Raw genomic sequence first — 15542 nt, forward strand, 5'->3', positions numbered from 1 at the left:
CATTGCGCATATGCCCGAGCTTACGCCCGACCTTCACTCAGCGGATACGGTTTTTCACGAAGAGGTACCTCGGGGGCGTACGCATCCGGCCAGGCGTACGAACGGGCCGTGCGAGCCGGTTCAGGCGGGGCGCACCGAGGGCGCCGGCAGGGCCACGGGACCTGCGCCGGGGACCTTGCGGCAGGCGTCCCCGCAGGTGGCGTCGAGGGAGCAGCAGAGCGAACAGACCGGCCCGGACCGCACGGGACAGTCGGCGATGTCCGGGAGTTCGTACGCCGTCTCGCACTCGGCGCAGGTGTGGGTCGCGGTGATGTCCTCGACGTGCGCGTCCGGTCCGCTCACGGTGTTCGGCCTGGCCAGGTAGTACTTCCCGCCCGTCGCCCAGGCGATCAACGGGCACAGCAGCAGGGCGAGTCCGGCGGCGATGAAGGTGGAGAAGGCCTCGGCGTGGATGCCGAAGAGCCCGAAGAAGGCGAGGATCGAAACGATGGAGGCGATCAGCATCGCGCCGAAACCCGCCGGGTTGACGGCGTACAGGTAGGCGCGCTTGAACTCGATGGCGGGCGGGCTGAGTCCGAGCCGCTTGTTGATCACGAGGTCGGCCGCCACGGCGGCGATCCAGGCGATCCCGACGTTGGAGTAGAAGCCCAGCAGCTTGCCGAGCATCGCGAACATGTCCAGCTCCATCAGCGTGAGTGCGATGGCGAGGTTGAGGAAGATGTACCAGACCCGGCCGGGGTGGCGGTGGGTCACACGGGAGAAGAAGTTGGACCAGGACAGCGAACCGCTGTAGGCGTTGGTGACGTTGATCTTGATCTGGGAGACGATCACGAAGAGGGCGGCGGCGGGCAGGGCGAAGCCGCCGAGCCACGGGCGCAGCGCCTCGACCTGCGGGGCGATCGGCTCCAGGGCGTGGGTCTTGCCGACGGCTTCCAGGGCGACGAAGGCGAGGAAGGCGCCGCCGAGCTGTTTGGCGGCGCCGATGACCACCCAGCCGGGGCCCGCGGCGAGGACGGCCAGGGCGCGGCGGCGGCGGTTGGCGGAGGTCTCGGCCGGCATGAACCTGAGGTAGTCGGCCTGTTCGCCGATCTGGGCGATCAGCGACAGCGCGATGCCGGTCCCGAAGCCGAAGCCGAGCCAGGAGAATCCGGAGCCCGCGCCGTCGGTGCCGCCGAAGTGCGTGAAGGCGCCCCAGGCGTCGGGGGCCTCGAAGGCCAGCACCAGGAAGGGCAGCGCGAGCCCGATCAGCCAGACGGGCTGGGTCCAGGCCTGCACCTTGGCGAGGGCGCCCATCCCGCGGAAGACGACGGGGATCACGATCAGTGTGGTGAGGAGGTAGCCGGCCTGGACCGGGAGCCCGAAGGCCTGGTGCATGGCCTGCGCCATGATCGAGCCTTCGAGGGCGAAGAAGATGAAGGTGAAGGAGGCGTAGATCAGCGAGGTCAGCGTCGACCCGAAGTACCCGAAGCCGGCGCCGCGGGTCACCAGGTCCATGTCCAGTCCGTACCTGGCGCACGCGCGGGCGATGGGGATGCCGGTCAGGAAGATCACCACGGCGGCGGCGAGGATCGCGGCGGCGCCGCTGGTGAAGCCGTAGGCGAAGACGATAGAGGCGCCGATGGCGAAATCGGCGAGGTAGGCGATCCCGCCGAGCGCGGTGCCGGCGACGGCGCCGGGGCTCCAGCGGCGGAAGGCGTGCGGGGCGTACCGCAGCGAGTAGTCCTCGCGGCTCTCGTCGGCGGCGAGCTTGGCGTAGCTCCGGCGGGGGCGGGCCGGGGGCGCGGGGCTGGTGGCGGTCTCGGTCATACCGCCGCAAGGTAGGCCCGTCCCGTGACGCCCCGTCACACCACGGCGTTGCGCGCCGGTTACGCGCCCCCGCGCCACGTCACACCGGCGTGAACCGCACCGCGCACCACCCTCCGCTCACCGGTACGCCCGGCTTGCGGCGGACGGACGGCGGACGGGTCAGCGGACGGGGAGGTGGTACGAGAGCCGGTACCGGTCGGCCGGGACGACGACGTCCGCCGTTTCCACGGCGCGGCCCGACGCGAAGTACGTACGGGTCACGACGAGGACCACGTGTCCCGGGACCCCGCCCAGCGACATGATCTCCTCCGCCAGCCCCGGCCGCGCGCCGACCTCCTCGACCACGTTGTCCACGACCACGTCGATCGCCGCCATCCGGTCCACCACCCCCGAACCGCCCAGCGGCCCCTCCTCCGGCAGCATCACCGGGGTCCGGCCCGTCACGGCGAGCGGCTCCCAGGAGGTGGACAGCATCATCGCCTCGCCCGCGTCCCGGTACACGTACCGGGTGCGCATGACCCGCTCCCCCGGCTCGATGCCCAGCCGCCGCGCGATCTCGGCCGGCGCGCCGGTCTGCTCGCTGGCGGAGTCCCAGGTCCCGCGCGCCCCCGCGTCCGCCTGCTCCTGGCGGAACGGCGTCGACGCCCCGCCCGTGCGGTAGCCGGAGCGCGCGACCCGCCGCGGCACGGGCTGCTCGCGCACGTACGTACCGGATCCGGAGCGGCCCTCGACGAGGCCCTCCGCCATGAGGACCTTGCGGGCCTCCAGCGCCACGGTGTCGGAGACCCCGTACTCCTCGCGGATCCGGGCCTGTGAAGGGAGCCGGGCGTGCGGGGGCAGGGACCCATCGACGATCTTCCGTCGCAGATCCCCGGCGACGCGCAGATAGGCCGGCTGCTCACCGAAAGTCACGGGCCACTCCCATCAGGTTGACAGACAGCTACACCCTGGCAACCGACGGTTGAAGTGCGCAAGCACGGGCCAGAGTTTCACTCGAAGTGATGAAGCCTGGTCACTCAAACCCGTTACCACCCGTTACCCACAGGACCTCAGACCGACTCCGCCGACGGCCCGCCGCCGGGGCTCCCGCCGCCCCCGTCCTCGTCCCCGTCCTCGCCCTCCGACGATCCCTCCAGCCATTCCGGCACCCGGGTGGAGAGCCCGTACGCGCCCCGCAGTTGCTTCTCCGCCTCCACCGACATCGCGCCCCGCGCCGCGTCGCACGCCTGCCGGAAGTCCGCCGCCGTCGCCGCACGGGAGGCCCGCTGCCACTCCTTGCGCGCCGCCTCCACCTCGCGGAGCCGGGCGGCGGCCGCCGGGCCCACGTCCGTCCGGGCGCTCGCGTCCCGCAGCAGCCGTTCCTGCGCGCCCAGCGCCGCGTCGACCTCGCCCGCCCAGCGCCGGTACTCCGGCAGCGGTCCGCCGGGCCGGACCTCCGGGGCCTCGCCCAGCGCCTCGTCCGCCCCGTTCAGTACCTCCAGCAGCGCCGCCTGGTCGGACGTCAGCGCTCCCGCGTCCTTGCGCAGACTGCCCCGGTGCTCCCGCTCCGGCGTGCCGATGACGCACACCAGGCCGCGGTCCCCGGAGCTCCAGGTCGCGCGCGAGGGGGCGAAGTAGTACATGTCCGCGTACCCGGGCAGCGCCCAGGTGTCCCTCGCGTAGTCGTCCTGCACCTTCCAGCAGGCCGCCTCGGCGATCTGCTCGACCTTCGACGACCCCGGGAAGAATTCCAGCCCCGTGCCGACGGTGGTCACTCCCGACACCTCGGCGTCGTGCACCCGCTCGCAGCCGGTCCGGTAGATGAAGGGGTCCTCGGCCAGCAGGTCCCCGCGCCGGACGTTGAAGCAGTCCCCGGCGCGCAGTTCGTCGAGCCCCGTCAGCTCCCCCTCCACCTGCTCCAGCGGCCGGGCCGCGCCCAGCCGTTCGAGGAAGGCCCTGCCCTGGCTCGCCACGCCGAGGACGAGCACGACGCTCATCACCGCGGACACCACCAGACCGGTGATCGCGAGCGCCCTGCCGCGCCCGCCCCGGCGCCCGATCTGCACCAGCGCCACGATGCCGAAGGCGATCCCGAGCGGCGGCAGGCAGACCAGACCGACCAGCGGCGAGGCGAGGGCGAACCCGTTGAGCGGGGGCCTCGGCGTGATCCCGGGCGGCGCCCAGACCGGCCGCGCGGCCTGAGGGTACGGGTACGGCTGCGGCTGTGGTGCCCCGCCGGCGGGGGGCTGCTGCGGGGGCGGCGGGCTGCTCACGGGGGGCGTACTCCAACGGCGGGGCGGGCGACGGGGCGGGCGTGCCCCGCGGGGCACGCCCCACACGGCCCGAGAGGCGAACGATTGCGCGAATAGTACGCAGCGGGGGTGACCGAAGATCCGGTCACCCCCGCCGTTCATCGCGCGATCCAGCCCGTCATCGCGCCCCACGCCGCCCGGTCACCCGGGCGGAGGTCGGTCCGGGCCCGCTCAGAACTGCAGCGCCCAGGAGTCGATCTTCCCGGTGTCCGCTGCGGCGAGGTCGGCCACGCGCAGCTTCCAGACGCCGTTGGCGACCTCGGAGGAGGCGTTCACCGTGAACGTCTGGACGATGTTGTCCGCGCTGCCGCCGGTGCGGTTGCGCAGGTTGTAGACGCTGCCGTCGGGGGCGACGAGGTCGACCTTCAGGTCACCGACGTACGTGTGCTTGATGTCCACGGGCACGCTCAGCGTCGCCGGGGCGTTGCCGGAGATCCCGCTGACGGTGATCGGCGACTCGACGGTGGAGTTGTCGTTGACCGCGTAGTCGGCGGTGTTCTCGAAGCGGGTGCCCGGGTTCGGCGGGGTGGTGCCCGCGCCCACGTTCAGCAGACGGTTCGGGGAGCCGGTGCCGGGGCCGGTGACCACGTTCGGGGTGGCCGCCGCGACCAGGCCGTCACGGACCTGCGCCGGGGTGCTGCCCGGGTTCTGCGCCAGGTACAGGGCCGCCGCGCCCACCACGTGCGGGGTGGCCATCGAGGTGCCCGAGATGGTGTTCGTCGCCGTGTCGCCGGTGCCCCACGAGGAGGTGATGTTGGAGCCGGGGGCGAAGATGTCCAGGATGGAGCCGTAGTTGGAGTAGCCGGCCTTCGCGTCCGTGTTGGTGGTCGCACCGACCGTGATCGCCTCGGCCACCCGCGCCGGGGACTTGGACGAGGCGTCGGTGGACTCGTTGCCCGCCGCGACGCCGTAGGTGATTCCGGAGGCGATCGAGTTGCGCACGGCCGTGTCGAGCGCGGAGTCGGCGCCGCCGCCGAGCGACATGTTGGCCACGGCGGGCTTGACCGCGTTGCGGGTCACCCAGTCGATGCCGGCGACGACCTGGGCCGTCGTCCCGGATCCGTTGTTGTCGAGCACGCGGACACCGACGATCTTCGCCTTCTTGGCCACGCCGTACGCGCCGCCCGCGACCGTGCCGGCGACGTGCGTGCCGTGGCCGTGGCCGTCCTGCGCCGTGTTGTCGTTGTCGATGGCGTCGAAGCCGTAGGAGGCGCGGCCGCCGAGGTCCTGGTGGGTGATCCGGACGCCGGTGTCGATGATGTACGCCGTCACCCCCTCGCCGGCCTTGTCGGGGTAGGTGTAGCTCTGGTCGAGGGGGAGCGCCCGCTGGTCGATCCGGTCCAGGCCCCAGGACGGCGGGTTGGGTTGGGTGGCGTCGACGGTGAAGACGCGGTCCTGCACGACCGACGCCACGGCCGGGTCGGCGGCGAGCTTCCTGGCCTGCGCCTCGGAGACGCGCACGGAGTAGCCGTTGAGGGCCGCGCTGTAGGTCCGGTCGATCGTGGCGCCGTAGCGCTTGGCGACGGCCTTGCCGCTGTCGGCGGTGGACCGGGCGGCGGAGTCGCGCAGGGTCACGATGTAGCTGCCGGCGACGGTTCCGGCGGCTCCCGCGTTCTCGATGACGCCCTGCGCGCCGTGGTCGGCCGCCGAGGCGGGTAACGCGGCGGCCGCGCCGAGCGCGAGGGCCACCACGGCGGTCGCGCTGATGCCGGCGAACTTCCGGCGGGTGTGACGCATCACGGACATGTGAGGGGTCCTCCTCATAGGTGGTGCGCTGCGGGGGGTGGTACGGGGGGTGGTACGGGGGGTGGTACGGGGCGGTTCGGTGCGGGGGGGTCGAGCGGGTTCCGCGGGGTCGCGCGCCTTGCCGGGAGCCGTGCCGGGGCCTGCCGAATTGCATGCACATGACAAGACGGGGAGCCCAACGGCCCGTCGCCTCCGAAAGGTTGACCCACCCGTGCGGCATCCCACAAGAGGACAACGGACGCGTAACATCCGTGCCATACGACGGCCATGAAAGAGCAAAGGTGGTCAGCACATGACGCACGCACTGCCCGGCTACGTCTGCCCCGAGGACGGCACGCGCGCCGACGTGCGGACCGCCCCGTGGTGCTGCCCGCTCTGCGCCGGCCCGTGGGACCTCGACTTCGTCCCGGATCCGGCCACCGCCCTCGATCCGGCGGCCGGACCCAACTCCCTGTGGCGGTACGCGGCCGCACTGCCGCTGCCGGGGGCGTTCTCGGTCTCGCTCGCAGAGGGAAACACTCCGCTGGTGCCGCTCGCGGAGCGGGTTCACGCCAAACTCGACTACCTGATGCCCACCCTGTCCTTCAAGGACCGGGGTGCGGTGATGCTCGCCGAGCTGGCCCGGCGCCTGGCTCCCGAGCGGGTCGTCGCCGACAGCAGCGGCAACGCCGGAACCGCGGTGGCGGCGTACTGCGCGCGGGCCGGCCTGGATTGTGAAGTTTTCGTGCCCGAGGGCACGTCGGAGAAGAAGACCGAGCAGATGCGGGCGCACGGGGCGGCCGTACGGGTCGTCCCGGGCGGCCGCGAGGCCACCGCGGCCGCCGCCCGGACCGCGGCGGACGGCCCGGGCGTCTTCTACGCGAGCCACGTCTTCAACCCGTACTTCCTGCACGGCACGAAGACGTACGCGTACGAGATCTGGGAGGCCCTCGGCGGCCGCCTCCCCGAGGCCCTCGTCGTCCCGGTGGGCAACGGCACGCTGCTGCTGGGCGCGGCGCTGGCGGTGGAGGAGCTGGCCCGGCGCGGGGTGCGGGCACCGGCGCTGATCGCGGTGCAGTCGGCGGCGGTGGCGCCGCTGGCCGGGGCGTTCGCGGCGGGCGCGGAGGACGCGGAGCCGGTGCCGCAGCTGCCCACCGCGGCCGAGGGCATCGCGATCCCGGCGCCGCCGCGGGCCCGGCAGATCCTGGCGGCGGTGCGGAAGTCCGGCGGCACCTTCCTGACGGTGCCGGACGACCGGCTGCGCGCCGCCCAGCGGGACCTGGCCCGGCGCGGGCTGTTCGTGGAGCCGACGGCGGCCGCCTGCTGGGCGGCGGTCGGGCCGGGCGCCCCCGACGACCCGCTCCAGGGCCGCACGGCCGTCCTCCCCCTGTGCGGGGCGGGCGCGAAAGCGGGCCTGGCCTGACGCCCGGCCCGTACGGCGGGTCGTCGCGCCCCGCCCAAAGGGTGAGATACCGGGAAGCGTGCAGGGCGGGGCGACCATAGGCTCCGGCCATGAGCACCCCGACGCCCCCGGCGACCTCCGCGAACGCCCCGCAGCGCGAGGTCACCGGGGCCGTATGGCTGGCCCTCGCCCTCGTCTACGTCGTCTGGGGTTCGACCTACCTCGGCATCCGGATCGTCGTACGGACCATGCCGCCGTTCCTCTCCGCCGGGACCCGCTTCGTCACCGCCGCCCTGGTGCTCGCCGCGATCGTCGCCTGGCGCTACGGCCCCGGCGCCCTGCGGGCCACCCGGGCGCAGCTCGGCTCGGCCGTACTGGTCGGGCTGCTGCTGGTGCTCGGCGGCAACGGCCTGGTGGTGCTCGGCGAGACGTCGGTGCCCTCCGGGCTGGCGGCGCTGCTGGTGGCGGCCGTGCCGATCTGGGTGGTGGTGCTGCGCGCCGTCACCGGGGACCGGCCGCCGCTGAGCACCGTGGCCGGGGTGCTGGTGGGTCTGGCGGGGCTGGCGGTGCTGACCAGTCCGGGGCTGAGCGGCGAGGTCCGGCTGTCGGGGGTGTTGCTGGTGCTGGCGGCGTCGGTGCTGTGGTCGCTGGGCACGTTCTCGGGGTCGAAGCTGCCGCTGCCGGAGAACCCGTTCACCGGCAGCGCCTACCAGATGCTGGCGGGCGGGATCGGCGGGCTCCTCGTCGGGCTGCTGCGCGGCGAGGCGCACGGCCTGGACGTCGGCTCCTTCTCCACCGCCTCCTGGGTGGCGCTGGCCTACCTGGTGCTGATCGGGTCGGTGGTCGGGTTCACCGCGTACGCGTGGCTGCTGCGCTCCTCGGCGCCGCTCTCGCTGGTGGCGACGTACGCCTACGTCAATCCGGTCGTCGCGGTGGCCCTCGGCTCGCTGATCCTGGACGAGGCCCTGACCTGGCCGATCCTGCTGGGCGGGGCGATCGTGGTGCTGGCGGTGGGCGTGATCGTCAGCACGGAACGCAGGAAGTAGCGGGCCGGGCCGCAGCCGCACCCGGCCCCCCGCCGGGTCCGCCGCCGGGCCGTCAGCCTCCGGCGGCCCGCTCGTAGAGGGCCTTCGCCTTCTCGTCGAAGACCGCCGCGGTGGAGTCCACGTCGGTGTCTCCGCCGCTGAGCACCCCGATCAGCCGGCCCGGGCTGCCCGGACCGCCCCGGTCGGCGATCCAGGGGCTGCCGCTGGTGCCCGTCCAGAAACCCGCGCAGCTGATGTAGAGCATGTCGGGGTCGTCCGTGTCGTGGCGGGTCTGGGTGGTGCAGGAGACGGGCTTGTTCTGCGGGTTGTGCTCGGACTCCGGATAGCCGATCACGGTGACGTCCCGCTCGTACCCGGAGGTCCAGTCGGGCTTGGGCGCCTCGCCCCGTCCGACGCGCTGCTGCACGCTGCGGCCGTCCGCGTCGGGCTCGATGGTGAGGAAGGCGAAGTCGGCGGTCTCGTCGCCCCACTTCGTCCAGCGTTCGTCCACGTGGATCGAGCGGACCTTCCACACCCCGAGCGGCTGGGTGCCGGAGCCCTCGCCGCTGAAGGCCGGGGCGAAGGAGAGCTCCCCGATGGCCAGCCCGTCGTGGGCGACCTCGCCGGGACGGCCGTCCTCGCCCGCGGGGGCGACGCAGTGCGCGGCGGTCGCGACGACGTTGCCCCGGGGGCTGTCGACGACGCTCGCCGTGCACCAGTGTTCGCCGTTGGCCATGAGCACGCCGACGGTGGGGAAGGGGTGCACCGACTGGTCGCCGGACGCCCTGAAGAACACGAGCCCGCACACCGCCGCGATCCCGGCGACGGCCGCGGCCGAGGCCCCCTTCACCACCGGGCTCATCCCGCGCCGGGGCCGGGGGTCGGTCCCGGGTCGGGCGTCGGTCCCTGCATCACCTTGCTGATCCACTCCAGGGAGCCCTCCCTCATGCCACGTACGTACGACTTCCCATTGTGCTCACCATCCTGGATCACCTGGAGCCGGGTGTGCACGGGACCCTTCCCGTACTCGCGCATGAACGACTCGGCCTGCTCCCGGCCGCTCTCCTTGGTGCCGATCTGGAAGTTCACGTACACGTCGGGGCCGCCCTCCGTGATCAGCTTCGCGGCGAGCTTCTCCGGGTTGTTCGCGTCCATGGCCTGCCGGTCCCCCTTCCACAGCGGGGAGTCCGGGACGAAGTCGACACCGCTGGCGATCACCGCCTTGAAGCGGTCGGGGTACTTCAGGACGTCCTTGAAGGCGCCGAAACCGCCCGAGGAGGAGCCCATGAAGGCCCAGCCGTCGCGGGAGGTGAAGGTGCGGAAATTGGCCTTCGTGAAATCGGGGACGTCCTCGGCCATCCAGGTGCCCATCTTCGGCTGGCCGGGGATGTCCGAGCCGTCGAAGTGGTGCTTGGTGTCGGCGTTGATCACCGGCATGACGAGGATGAAGGGCAGGCTCTTGCCGGCGTTGAACCCGTCGGCAACGGCCTGCTGGAGGCCGAGGCCCGGGCCGGTGCCCCAGTAGTTCTTGGGGTAGCCGCGGCCGCCGGGCAGGGAGATCAGCACCGGGAAGGCGCTCTTGGCGTACCTCGGGTCGTCGTACTCCTTGGGCGCCCACACCCACACGTCACCGGTGAAGCCGGACTTGCGGCCGGTGAGCGTGGTCATCGCGATCTGCGTGCCGTCCGGCAGCCTGCTGGTGCGCACGAACGCGGCCTTGGGCCCGGTCGGCATCAGCACCCCCGGCCGGATGTCCTGCGCCGCGGCCGCCGACTCCTGGGTCTTCCCGAAGGACACCGGGTCGCCGAGGTCGGAGAAGAGGCCGAAGGCGTACGCCGCGCCCGCCCCGGCGGCCAGGACGAGCGCGACCGCACCGCCGATCAGGCCCTGGCGCAGGCGCTGGCGCTGGGGGCGACGGCCGCCCTTGGTCGTGGGGCCACCGTCGCCCTGCTGGTCATACTGCACGGATTTGTTCCCGTTCCTTCTCCGGCGCCCTGGTTGGGCGCGGGTCGGACCGATTGGTCCCCCTTGACACCAGTACAGAGGTGTCAACGACCGTAGGGGTTGCCTGGGACCGGGGCGACGTGGCGAGGGCCACGTGGCGGAAGGGACGGGACGCGGGGGGGGGCGGACCGGACTCAGCCGGCGGCGGGCTCCGGCTTCGGACCCTTGAGCACCTTGCTGATCCACTCCAGCGAGCCCTCGCGCATGCCGCGCACGTAGTGCCAGCCGTTGTGCTCGCCGTTCTGGATGTCGCGGATGGTGGTCTTGACCGGGCCCTTGCCGTACTCCCGCACGAACTTCGTCATGCGGTCCTTGCCGGTCTCCTTGGTGCCGACCTGGAAGTTGACGTACACCTCGGGGCCGTTGGTGTCGATCAGCCGCTGGGCGAGCTTCTCGGGGTTGTTCGCGTCCATCTCCGCCTGGTGCCCCTTCCAGAGCGGGGAGTCGGGGACGATCTCGCCGCCGCTGGCGATGACGGCCTTGAAGCGGTCCGGGTGCTGCAGGACGGTCTTCATGCCGACGAAGGCGCCGGAGGAGGAGCCCATGAAGGCCCAGCCGTCGCGGGACTTGTAGGTACGGAAATTGGCGCGGGTGAAGTCGGGGACGTCCTCGGCGATCCAGGTGCCCATCTTGGGCTGTCCGGGTATGTCCGCGCCGTCGTAGTAGTACTTGTTGTCGGGGTTGAGCACCGGCATGATCACGATGAACGGCAGGCTGGTCCCCGCCTGGACCCCGTCGGCTATGGCCTTCTGGAGCCCGAGGCTGCGGTCGGACCAGTAGTTCGCCGGAAAGCCGTTGCCGCCGGGCAGGGCGATGAGGACCGGGAAGGCGCTCTTGGCGTACTTCGGGTCGTCGTACTCCTTGGGCGCCCACACCCAGACGTCACCCTCGAAGCCGGACTTGGCGCCGGCCAGCCGGGTCTTGGCGATGACGGTGCCGTCGTCGAGCTTGGTGGTCTGCGTGAACCCCGACTTCGGGCCGGACGGCATGGACACGTCCGGATCCCCGCTGGGCGTGGGGGCTGGGGCGGAAACGGACGGCGCGGGGACGGCCGCCGCGGCACCGCTACCGCTACCGCTACCGCTACCGCTACCGCTACCGAACGAGACGGCCTCACCATTCCCGGAGAACCACTCGTTCTGCCAGGCGGCGAACCCGCCGCCGCCGAGCAGCAGCGCGCAGCCGACGCCGGCCCCGGCCCACGCGGCACGCCGGCGCCGCCCCGGGCGCCGCCCCGGCTCGGGCTCACGGCCGGACGACTGCTGCGGGTACTCGTGCACGGACTTCGCTCCGAACGCTCATGGCCGCCCCGGGCCGGGACCGTCCTGATGTGCGAGTCTCGGCGAAACCCCCGACCGAGCGCAAAACACCGGGCGAACACCCGATGACGCCCGCCCGGGCGGCCTGTCAGCGGCGGCTGCTTCCATGACGCCATGACCACCGTGTACGAGACCGCCGCCCTGCTGCCCGCCCCTCCCCGGCTCCGCGCCCTGCTGCGTGCGCTGGCCGTCCTGGACGCCACGATCGGGGACGATCCGTCGTACGCCCAGTACGCCTTCGCCCCCGCCTGGGGCCCCGGCACCGAGGCGGCCCTGATGGACAACGGCTCGGGGGACGACTTCTGCGTCCTGTTCACCCCGGCCGGCACCCTCGTACGCGGCTTCGACCACGAGTCGCGGATGAGCCCGTACGGGACGGACGACGAGCGGGTCTGGCCCGGCGTCATCGATGAGGTGCCCGCCCCGCTGAGCGCGTTCCTGCACGACCCCGCCTTCTACGACGAAGACGTCGACGCCCCCCGGGTGACCGTCTGCCTGTGGTGGGAGACCGGCGACACGGCCTGGCGCACCGGTTCGGCCATCACGTTCCCCACGGGCACCGCCGACCCGGACGGCTCCGGTCACCTCTTCCACCTCCTCACCGACCCCTCCCCCGAGGCCGTCCGGTCCCACTTCGAGGACTACTACGAGCGCCCCGTCCCCCTCGACGCCGTCCGCCACGTGCTCGCCGGACTCCCCCTGACCCCGGCCGTCACCGCGGCCCTGCGCCACGGCCCGCAACCGTCGACCCCCGGCACGGAGGCGTGAAGCTTCTACGGTCGCAACGCCATGTCCATGGACCAGCGCGACATCGGCACCCAGCCGCGCGTCCTGGTCGTCACCGCGCTGCACGGACGCGCCGGGCTGAACCTGTCCTCGTCGTGCCACTGCTGTCGCAGCTGATCGCCGGGCTCTTCCATCATCCCCGCGGTCCTCGCCGGCATCGGCATCGCAGCTCACCAAGCGACGAGCTGGGCGGCGACCGGCGCGCGACTGGGTTCGGACGAGCTGGTACCACTCCTGGAGCCGGTGTGCTTCGAGCGCGAGGCCCGGCGTCCGAGTACCCGACGCGATCCTCGGCCCCGGCACGGCCCACGGCCGCCGGATCCGCCCGGGCAGAAGCGGACCGAGGTCGAGGCGTGGCTCGCGTTCGCGGACGCGCACCTCCAAAACCTCACCGAATCGGTCTCAGCGCCGAAACTGCCCACGCCGCCGAAACCCAGTGGCAACGACCTCAAGCCCTTCCTCGGTCACTGGAGCCCCTACGGACCCCGCTCCTACTGAGCCGGACCAAGGGAAATCACACCGCCACGAGCCGGACCCGCTCGCCGCACAGCTTGGCCATGTCGTCAATATCGGAAGTCAGCATGACCACGGGGCGGTGCTGTCGCAGCGCGGCCTCGGCGACGGCCGCGTCGATCGCGTACTTGTGTCCGTGCAATCCGGCATTCATCAGCAACTTCGAGGCAGCCCTCGCCTCCTCGTCACCGACCGGGACGACCCGCAGCCCGGAAAGCACCCAGTTCAGGCGTGACTTGTTCGTACGGGCGTGGACGGCCTCGATGATGGTGAGCGCACTGATCACGACCTCCATGCCACGCGAGCGCGCCTCGGCGATCAGGGCCACCACCTGTTCTTCGTCAGCGAGCAGCTTCGAGAGTCCCTCGCTGTCGAGGACGAGCGTCCCCTCGTGACTCAGCCTGCGGCGGGCCACTCGGCCTCCTCGGCGAACACCTCGTCGAAGACCTGCCGCGCCCGCTGACGAGCTGGCTCGGAGACGGGCCCCTTGCGGCTCTCGTAGTCCGCCAGGTACTCGTCCAGGACCTGCCCGCGCAGCTCACGCTCGACCGCCTCGGCGATGAACGCGGAGAACTCCCGCTTGCCCACGCGAGCCCGGATCGCCTCCGCGGTCCCCTCCGGCAGCGACAAGCTCACCCGCGTCGCTGGCCCTTCCCCGATGCTGTACGTCGCCTCAGCCATACCCTCGATTGTGTCAAACGAGTAGGAAAAACGCCACGTCTGCACTACCTCCACAGCTCGGTCAGCGCCCCGCTCACGCAAATCCCAGCACGGGAAAAATAAAGGGCCCGACTCCGAAGAGTCGGACCCTCCCTGACCTGCACGTTTGCCAGATCAGCGACGTGGCGGTAAGTCGCCCACTACACGTTGAAGCGGAACTCCACCACGTCGCCGTCCTGCATGACGTATTCCTTGCCCTCCATGCGGGCCTTGCCCTTCGCGCGGGCTTCGGTGACCGAGCCGCATTCGACCAGGTCCGCGAAGGAGATGACCTCGGCCTTGATGAAGCCGCGCTGGAAGTCGGTGTGGATGACGCCGGCCGCCTCCGGGGCGGTGGCGCCCTGCTTGATGGTCCAGGCGCGGGTTTCCTTCGGGCCGGCCGTCAGGTAGGTCTGCAGACCCAGGGTGGCGAAGCCGACGCGGCCGAGGGTGGCGAGGCCGGGCTCCTCCTGGCCGACCGACTGGAGCAGCTCCAGGGCTTCCTCGTCGTCCAGCTCCGAGAGGTCCTGCTCCAGCTTCGCGTTCAGGAAGATGGCCTCGGCCGGGGCGACCAGCGCGGACTGCTCCGCCTTGAAGGCGTCGTCCGTCAGCTCGTCCTCGTCCACGTTGAAGACGTAGAGGAAGGGCTTCGTGGTGAGCAGGTGCAGCTCGTGGAGGAGGTCGCCCTGCTCCGTGCCCTTGGTGATGCCCTTCGAGAAGAGCGTGTCGCCCGCTTCGAGGATCTTCTTCGCCTCGACGACCGCGGCCAGGACCGCGACCTTCTCCTTCTGGAGGCGGGACTCCTTCGTCAGGCGCGGCTCCGCCTTCTCGATGGACTGGAGGTCGGCGAGGATCAGCTCGGTGTTGATCGTCTCGATGTCGTCCTTGGGCGAGACCTTGCCGTCGACGTGGACGACGTTCTCGTCCTTGAAGGCGCGGATGACCTGGCAGATCGCGTCCGACTCGCGGATGTTCGCGAGGAACTTGTTGCCGAGGCCCTCGCCCTCCGAGGCGCCGCGCACGATGCCCGCGATGTCGACGAAGTCGACCGTGGCCGGGAGGACCTTCTGCGAGCCGAAGATGCCGGCCAGGACCGCGAGGCGCGGGTCCGGGACGCCGACGACGCCGACGTTCGGCTCGATGGTGGCGAACGGGTAGTTGGCCGCCAGCACGTCGTTCTTGGTCAGGGCGTTGAACAGGGTCGACTTGCCGACATTCGGCAGGCCGACGATTCCGATCGTGAGCGACACGTTGGCGACTTCCCGTAGCTGGAGGGGGCGGCGGCCCGGAGTGGGCCACCGGACAGTTTACTTTCCGATGAGCTGCGCTCGATGTACGCGTGTCCGGGGACCGATCCGGGCGGCCGCCCGCCTAGTTTGGTGGGGTGGAGCAATACAGGATGCGTTCGGTACGTCACCCTCAGGCGCGCGGACCCCGGCCCCCCGCGGCCCGGACCGGGCGGCGCCTGCCGCGGCCCCGGCTGACCGGGCTCGGGGGCGGGCTGTTCGCGTGCGCCGCGATGCTCCTGGCCGCCGGGGTCTGCTGGCTGCTCTTCGATTCCTCGCTCTTCGCCTACGGGCTGCTCTTCCTGCCCGTGGCCGCCGCGACGGCCCTGTGGGTGCGGCCGGCGGATCTGATCACCGCGCCCGTCTCCGTGCCGATCGCCTTCGCCGCCGGAGTGTGGCCCGTCTCGGGCGGCTCCGGCGGCGTCGGCGGCCAGCTGATGGGGGTGGTGTCGGCGCTGTCCCTGCACGCCGGGTGGCTCTACGCGGGCACGCTGGCCGCCGCCCTGATCGCGCTGGTGCGGCGGGCCGCGCTGAGCGGACGCCGGCGCGCCGCCCGGCGCAGCAGCAGCACGGCCTGAGAGACGGCCTAGCTGTGTTGTCCGGGGACGTTGGTGACACGCGTGCTGGGTTCTTGAAATGGGTGAGGGCCTCCGGGTTCGGTGTGGATTGCGACATCTGCACCGAAG

General features: G+C 71.9%; 14 protein-coding genes. 4 read left to right on the forward strand and 10 right to left on the reverse strand.

Annotated features, from left to right (window positions below; genetic code table 11):
• Positions 1-120: 120 nt before the first annotated feature.
• From ACGFXC_RS26400 to ACGFXC_RS26415, 4 genes are all read right to left on the reverse strand, one after another.
• On the reverse strand, positions 121-1806 hold the full coding sequence (locus ACGFXC_RS26400; RefSeq protein WP_393716712.1) for a purine-cytosine permease family protein: 1686 nt from the start codon (positions 1804-1806) through the stop codon (positions 121-123).
• A 159-nt stretch (positions 1807-1965) separates the two neighbouring features.
• Positions 1966-2718 (reverse strand): GntR family transcriptional regulator, encoded by a 753-nt coding sequence (locus ACGFXC_RS26405; protein WP_393716714.1) that lies wholly within the window; start codon positions 2716-2718, stop codon positions 1966-1968.
• A 137-nt stretch (positions 2719-2855) separates the two neighbouring features.
• Positions 2856-4058 carry a DUF4190 domain-containing protein gene (locus tag ACGFXC_RS26410; protein WP_393716716.1) on the reverse strand — a complete coding sequence of 401 codons (1203 nt, stop codon included), beginning with the start codon at positions 4056-4058 and terminating at the stop codon, positions 2856-2858.
• Between the two features lie 210 nt (positions 4059-4268).
• Positions 4269-5843: a S8 family serine peptidase gene (locus tag ACGFXC_RS26415; protein ID WP_393716718.1), complete on the reverse strand. Its 1575-nt coding sequence runs from the start codon at positions 5841-5843 to the stop codon at positions 4269-4271.
• A gap of 292 nt (positions 5844-6135) precedes the next feature.
• Here ACGFXC_RS26415 and ACGFXC_RS26420 point away from each other — a divergent pair, with 292 nt between their 5' ends.
• Together ACGFXC_RS26420 and ACGFXC_RS26425 are read left to right on the forward strand one after the other, a co-directional pair.
• On the forward strand, positions 6136-7245 hold the full coding sequence (locus ACGFXC_RS26420; protein ID WP_393716720.1) for a threonine synthase: 1110 nt from the start codon (positions 6136-6138) through the stop codon (positions 7243-7245).
• Between the two features lie 89 nt (positions 7246-7334).
• Positions 7335-8270, forward strand: a complete 936-nt coding sequence (locus tag ACGFXC_RS26425) for an EamA family transporter (RefSeq protein ID WP_393716722.1) — start codon at positions 7335-7337, stop codon at positions 8268-8270.
• Positions 8271-8322: 52 nt separating this feature from the next.
• Here the strand turns inward: ACGFXC_RS26425 and ACGFXC_RS26430 are convergent, their stop codons facing one another.
• The 3 genes from ACGFXC_RS26430 to ACGFXC_RS26440 form a co-directional block, all read right to left on the reverse strand.
• Positions 8323-9099 carry a trypsin-like serine peptidase gene (locus ACGFXC_RS26430; RefSeq protein ID WP_393716724.1) on the reverse strand — a complete coding sequence of 259 codons (777 nt, stop codon included), beginning with the start codon at positions 9097-9099 and terminating at the stop codon, positions 8323-8325.
• Between the two features lie 8 nt (positions 9100-9107).
• Positions 9108-10214 (reverse strand): alpha/beta hydrolase, encoded by a 1107-nt coding sequence (locus ACGFXC_RS26435; RefSeq protein ID WP_393716726.1) that lies wholly within the window; start codon positions 10212-10214, stop codon positions 9108-9110.
• Positions 10215-10387: 173 nt separating this feature from the next.
• On the reverse strand, positions 10388-11533 hold the full coding sequence (locus ACGFXC_RS26440) for an alpha/beta hydrolase (RefSeq protein WP_393716728.1): 1146 nt from the start codon (positions 11531-11533) through the stop codon (positions 10388-10390).
• A gap of 153 nt (positions 11534-11686) precedes the next feature.
• Between ACGFXC_RS26440 and ACGFXC_RS26445 the strand changes: the two genes are divergently transcribed.
• A complete protein-coding gene (locus ACGFXC_RS26445) occupies positions 11687-12340 on the forward strand; it encodes a hypothetical protein (RefSeq protein WP_393716730.1) in 654 nt (217 codons plus the stop codon).
• Positions 12341-12872: 532 nt separating this feature from the next.
• On the opposite strand, the gene ACGFXC_RS26450 is transcribed toward ACGFXC_RS26445, so the two are convergent.
• The 3 genes from ACGFXC_RS26450 to ychF form a co-directional block, all read right to left on the reverse strand.
• Complete coding sequence (locus ACGFXC_RS26450; RefSeq protein ID WP_037661709.1) at positions 12873-13286, reverse strand: PIN domain-containing protein; 414 nt, start codon at positions 13284-13286, stop codon at positions 12873-12875.
• Positions 13268-13552, reverse strand: a complete 285-nt coding sequence (locus ACGFXC_RS26455) for a hypothetical protein (protein WP_028438980.1) — start codon at positions 13550-13552, stop codon at positions 13268-13270. Before ACGFXC_RS26455 ends, ACGFXC_RS26450 begins: the two co-directional genes overlap by 19 nt.
• 179 nt (positions 13553-13731) lie before the next feature.
• The gene (ychF, locus tag ACGFXC_RS26460; RefSeq protein WP_351828530.1) at positions 13732-14820 is read right to left on the reverse strand and encodes a redox-regulated ATPase YchF; all 1089 of its coding nucleotides are present in this window, start codon (positions 14818-14820) and stop codon (positions 13732-13734) included.
• A gap of 149 nt (positions 14821-14969) precedes the next feature.
• Here ychF and ACGFXC_RS26465 point away from each other — a divergent pair, with 149 nt between their 5' ends.
• Positions 14970-15434, forward strand: a complete 465-nt coding sequence (locus ACGFXC_RS26465) for a DUF6542 domain-containing protein (protein WP_393716733.1) — start codon at positions 14970-14972, stop codon at positions 15432-15434.
• Positions 15435-15542 lie beyond the last annotated feature (108 nt).

It is taken from the genome of Streptomyces sp. NPDC048507, assembly GCF_043199995.1.
Classification (GTDB): domain Bacteria; phylum Actinomycetota; class Actinomycetes; order Streptomycetales; family Streptomycetaceae; genus Streptomyces.

Bases quoted from the DNA above. Each gene is read 5' to 3' on its own strand.
- ACGFXC_RS26400 (WP_393716712.1), bottom strand. From the start codon at position 1,806: ATGACCGAGACCGCCACCAGCCCCGCGCCCCCGGCCCGCCCCCGCCGG.
- ACGFXC_RS26415 (WP_393716718.1), bottom strand. From the start codon at position 5,843: ATGTCCGTGATGCGTCACACCCGCCGGAAGTTCGCCGGCATCAGCGCG.
- ACGFXC_RS26420 (WP_393716720.1), top strand. From the start codon at position 6,136: ATGACGCACGCACTGCCCGGCTACGTCTGCCCCGAGGACGGCACGCGC.
- ACGFXC_RS26425 (WP_393716722.1), top strand. From the start codon at position 7,335: ATGAGCACCCCGACGCCCCCGGCGACCTCCGCGAACGCCCCGCAGCGC.
- ACGFXC_RS26445 (WP_393716730.1), top strand. From the start codon at position 11,687: ATGACCACCGTGTACGAGACCGCCGCCCTGCTGCCCGCCCCTCCCCGG.
- ACGFXC_RS26455 (WP_028438980.1), bottom strand. From the start codon at position 13,552: ATGGCTGAGGCGACGTACAGCATCGGGGAAGGGCCAGCGACGCGGGTG.
- ACGFXC_RS26465 (WP_393716733.1), top strand. From the start codon at position 14,970: ATGCGTTCGGTACGTCACCCTCAGGCGCGCGGACCCCGGCCCCCCGCG.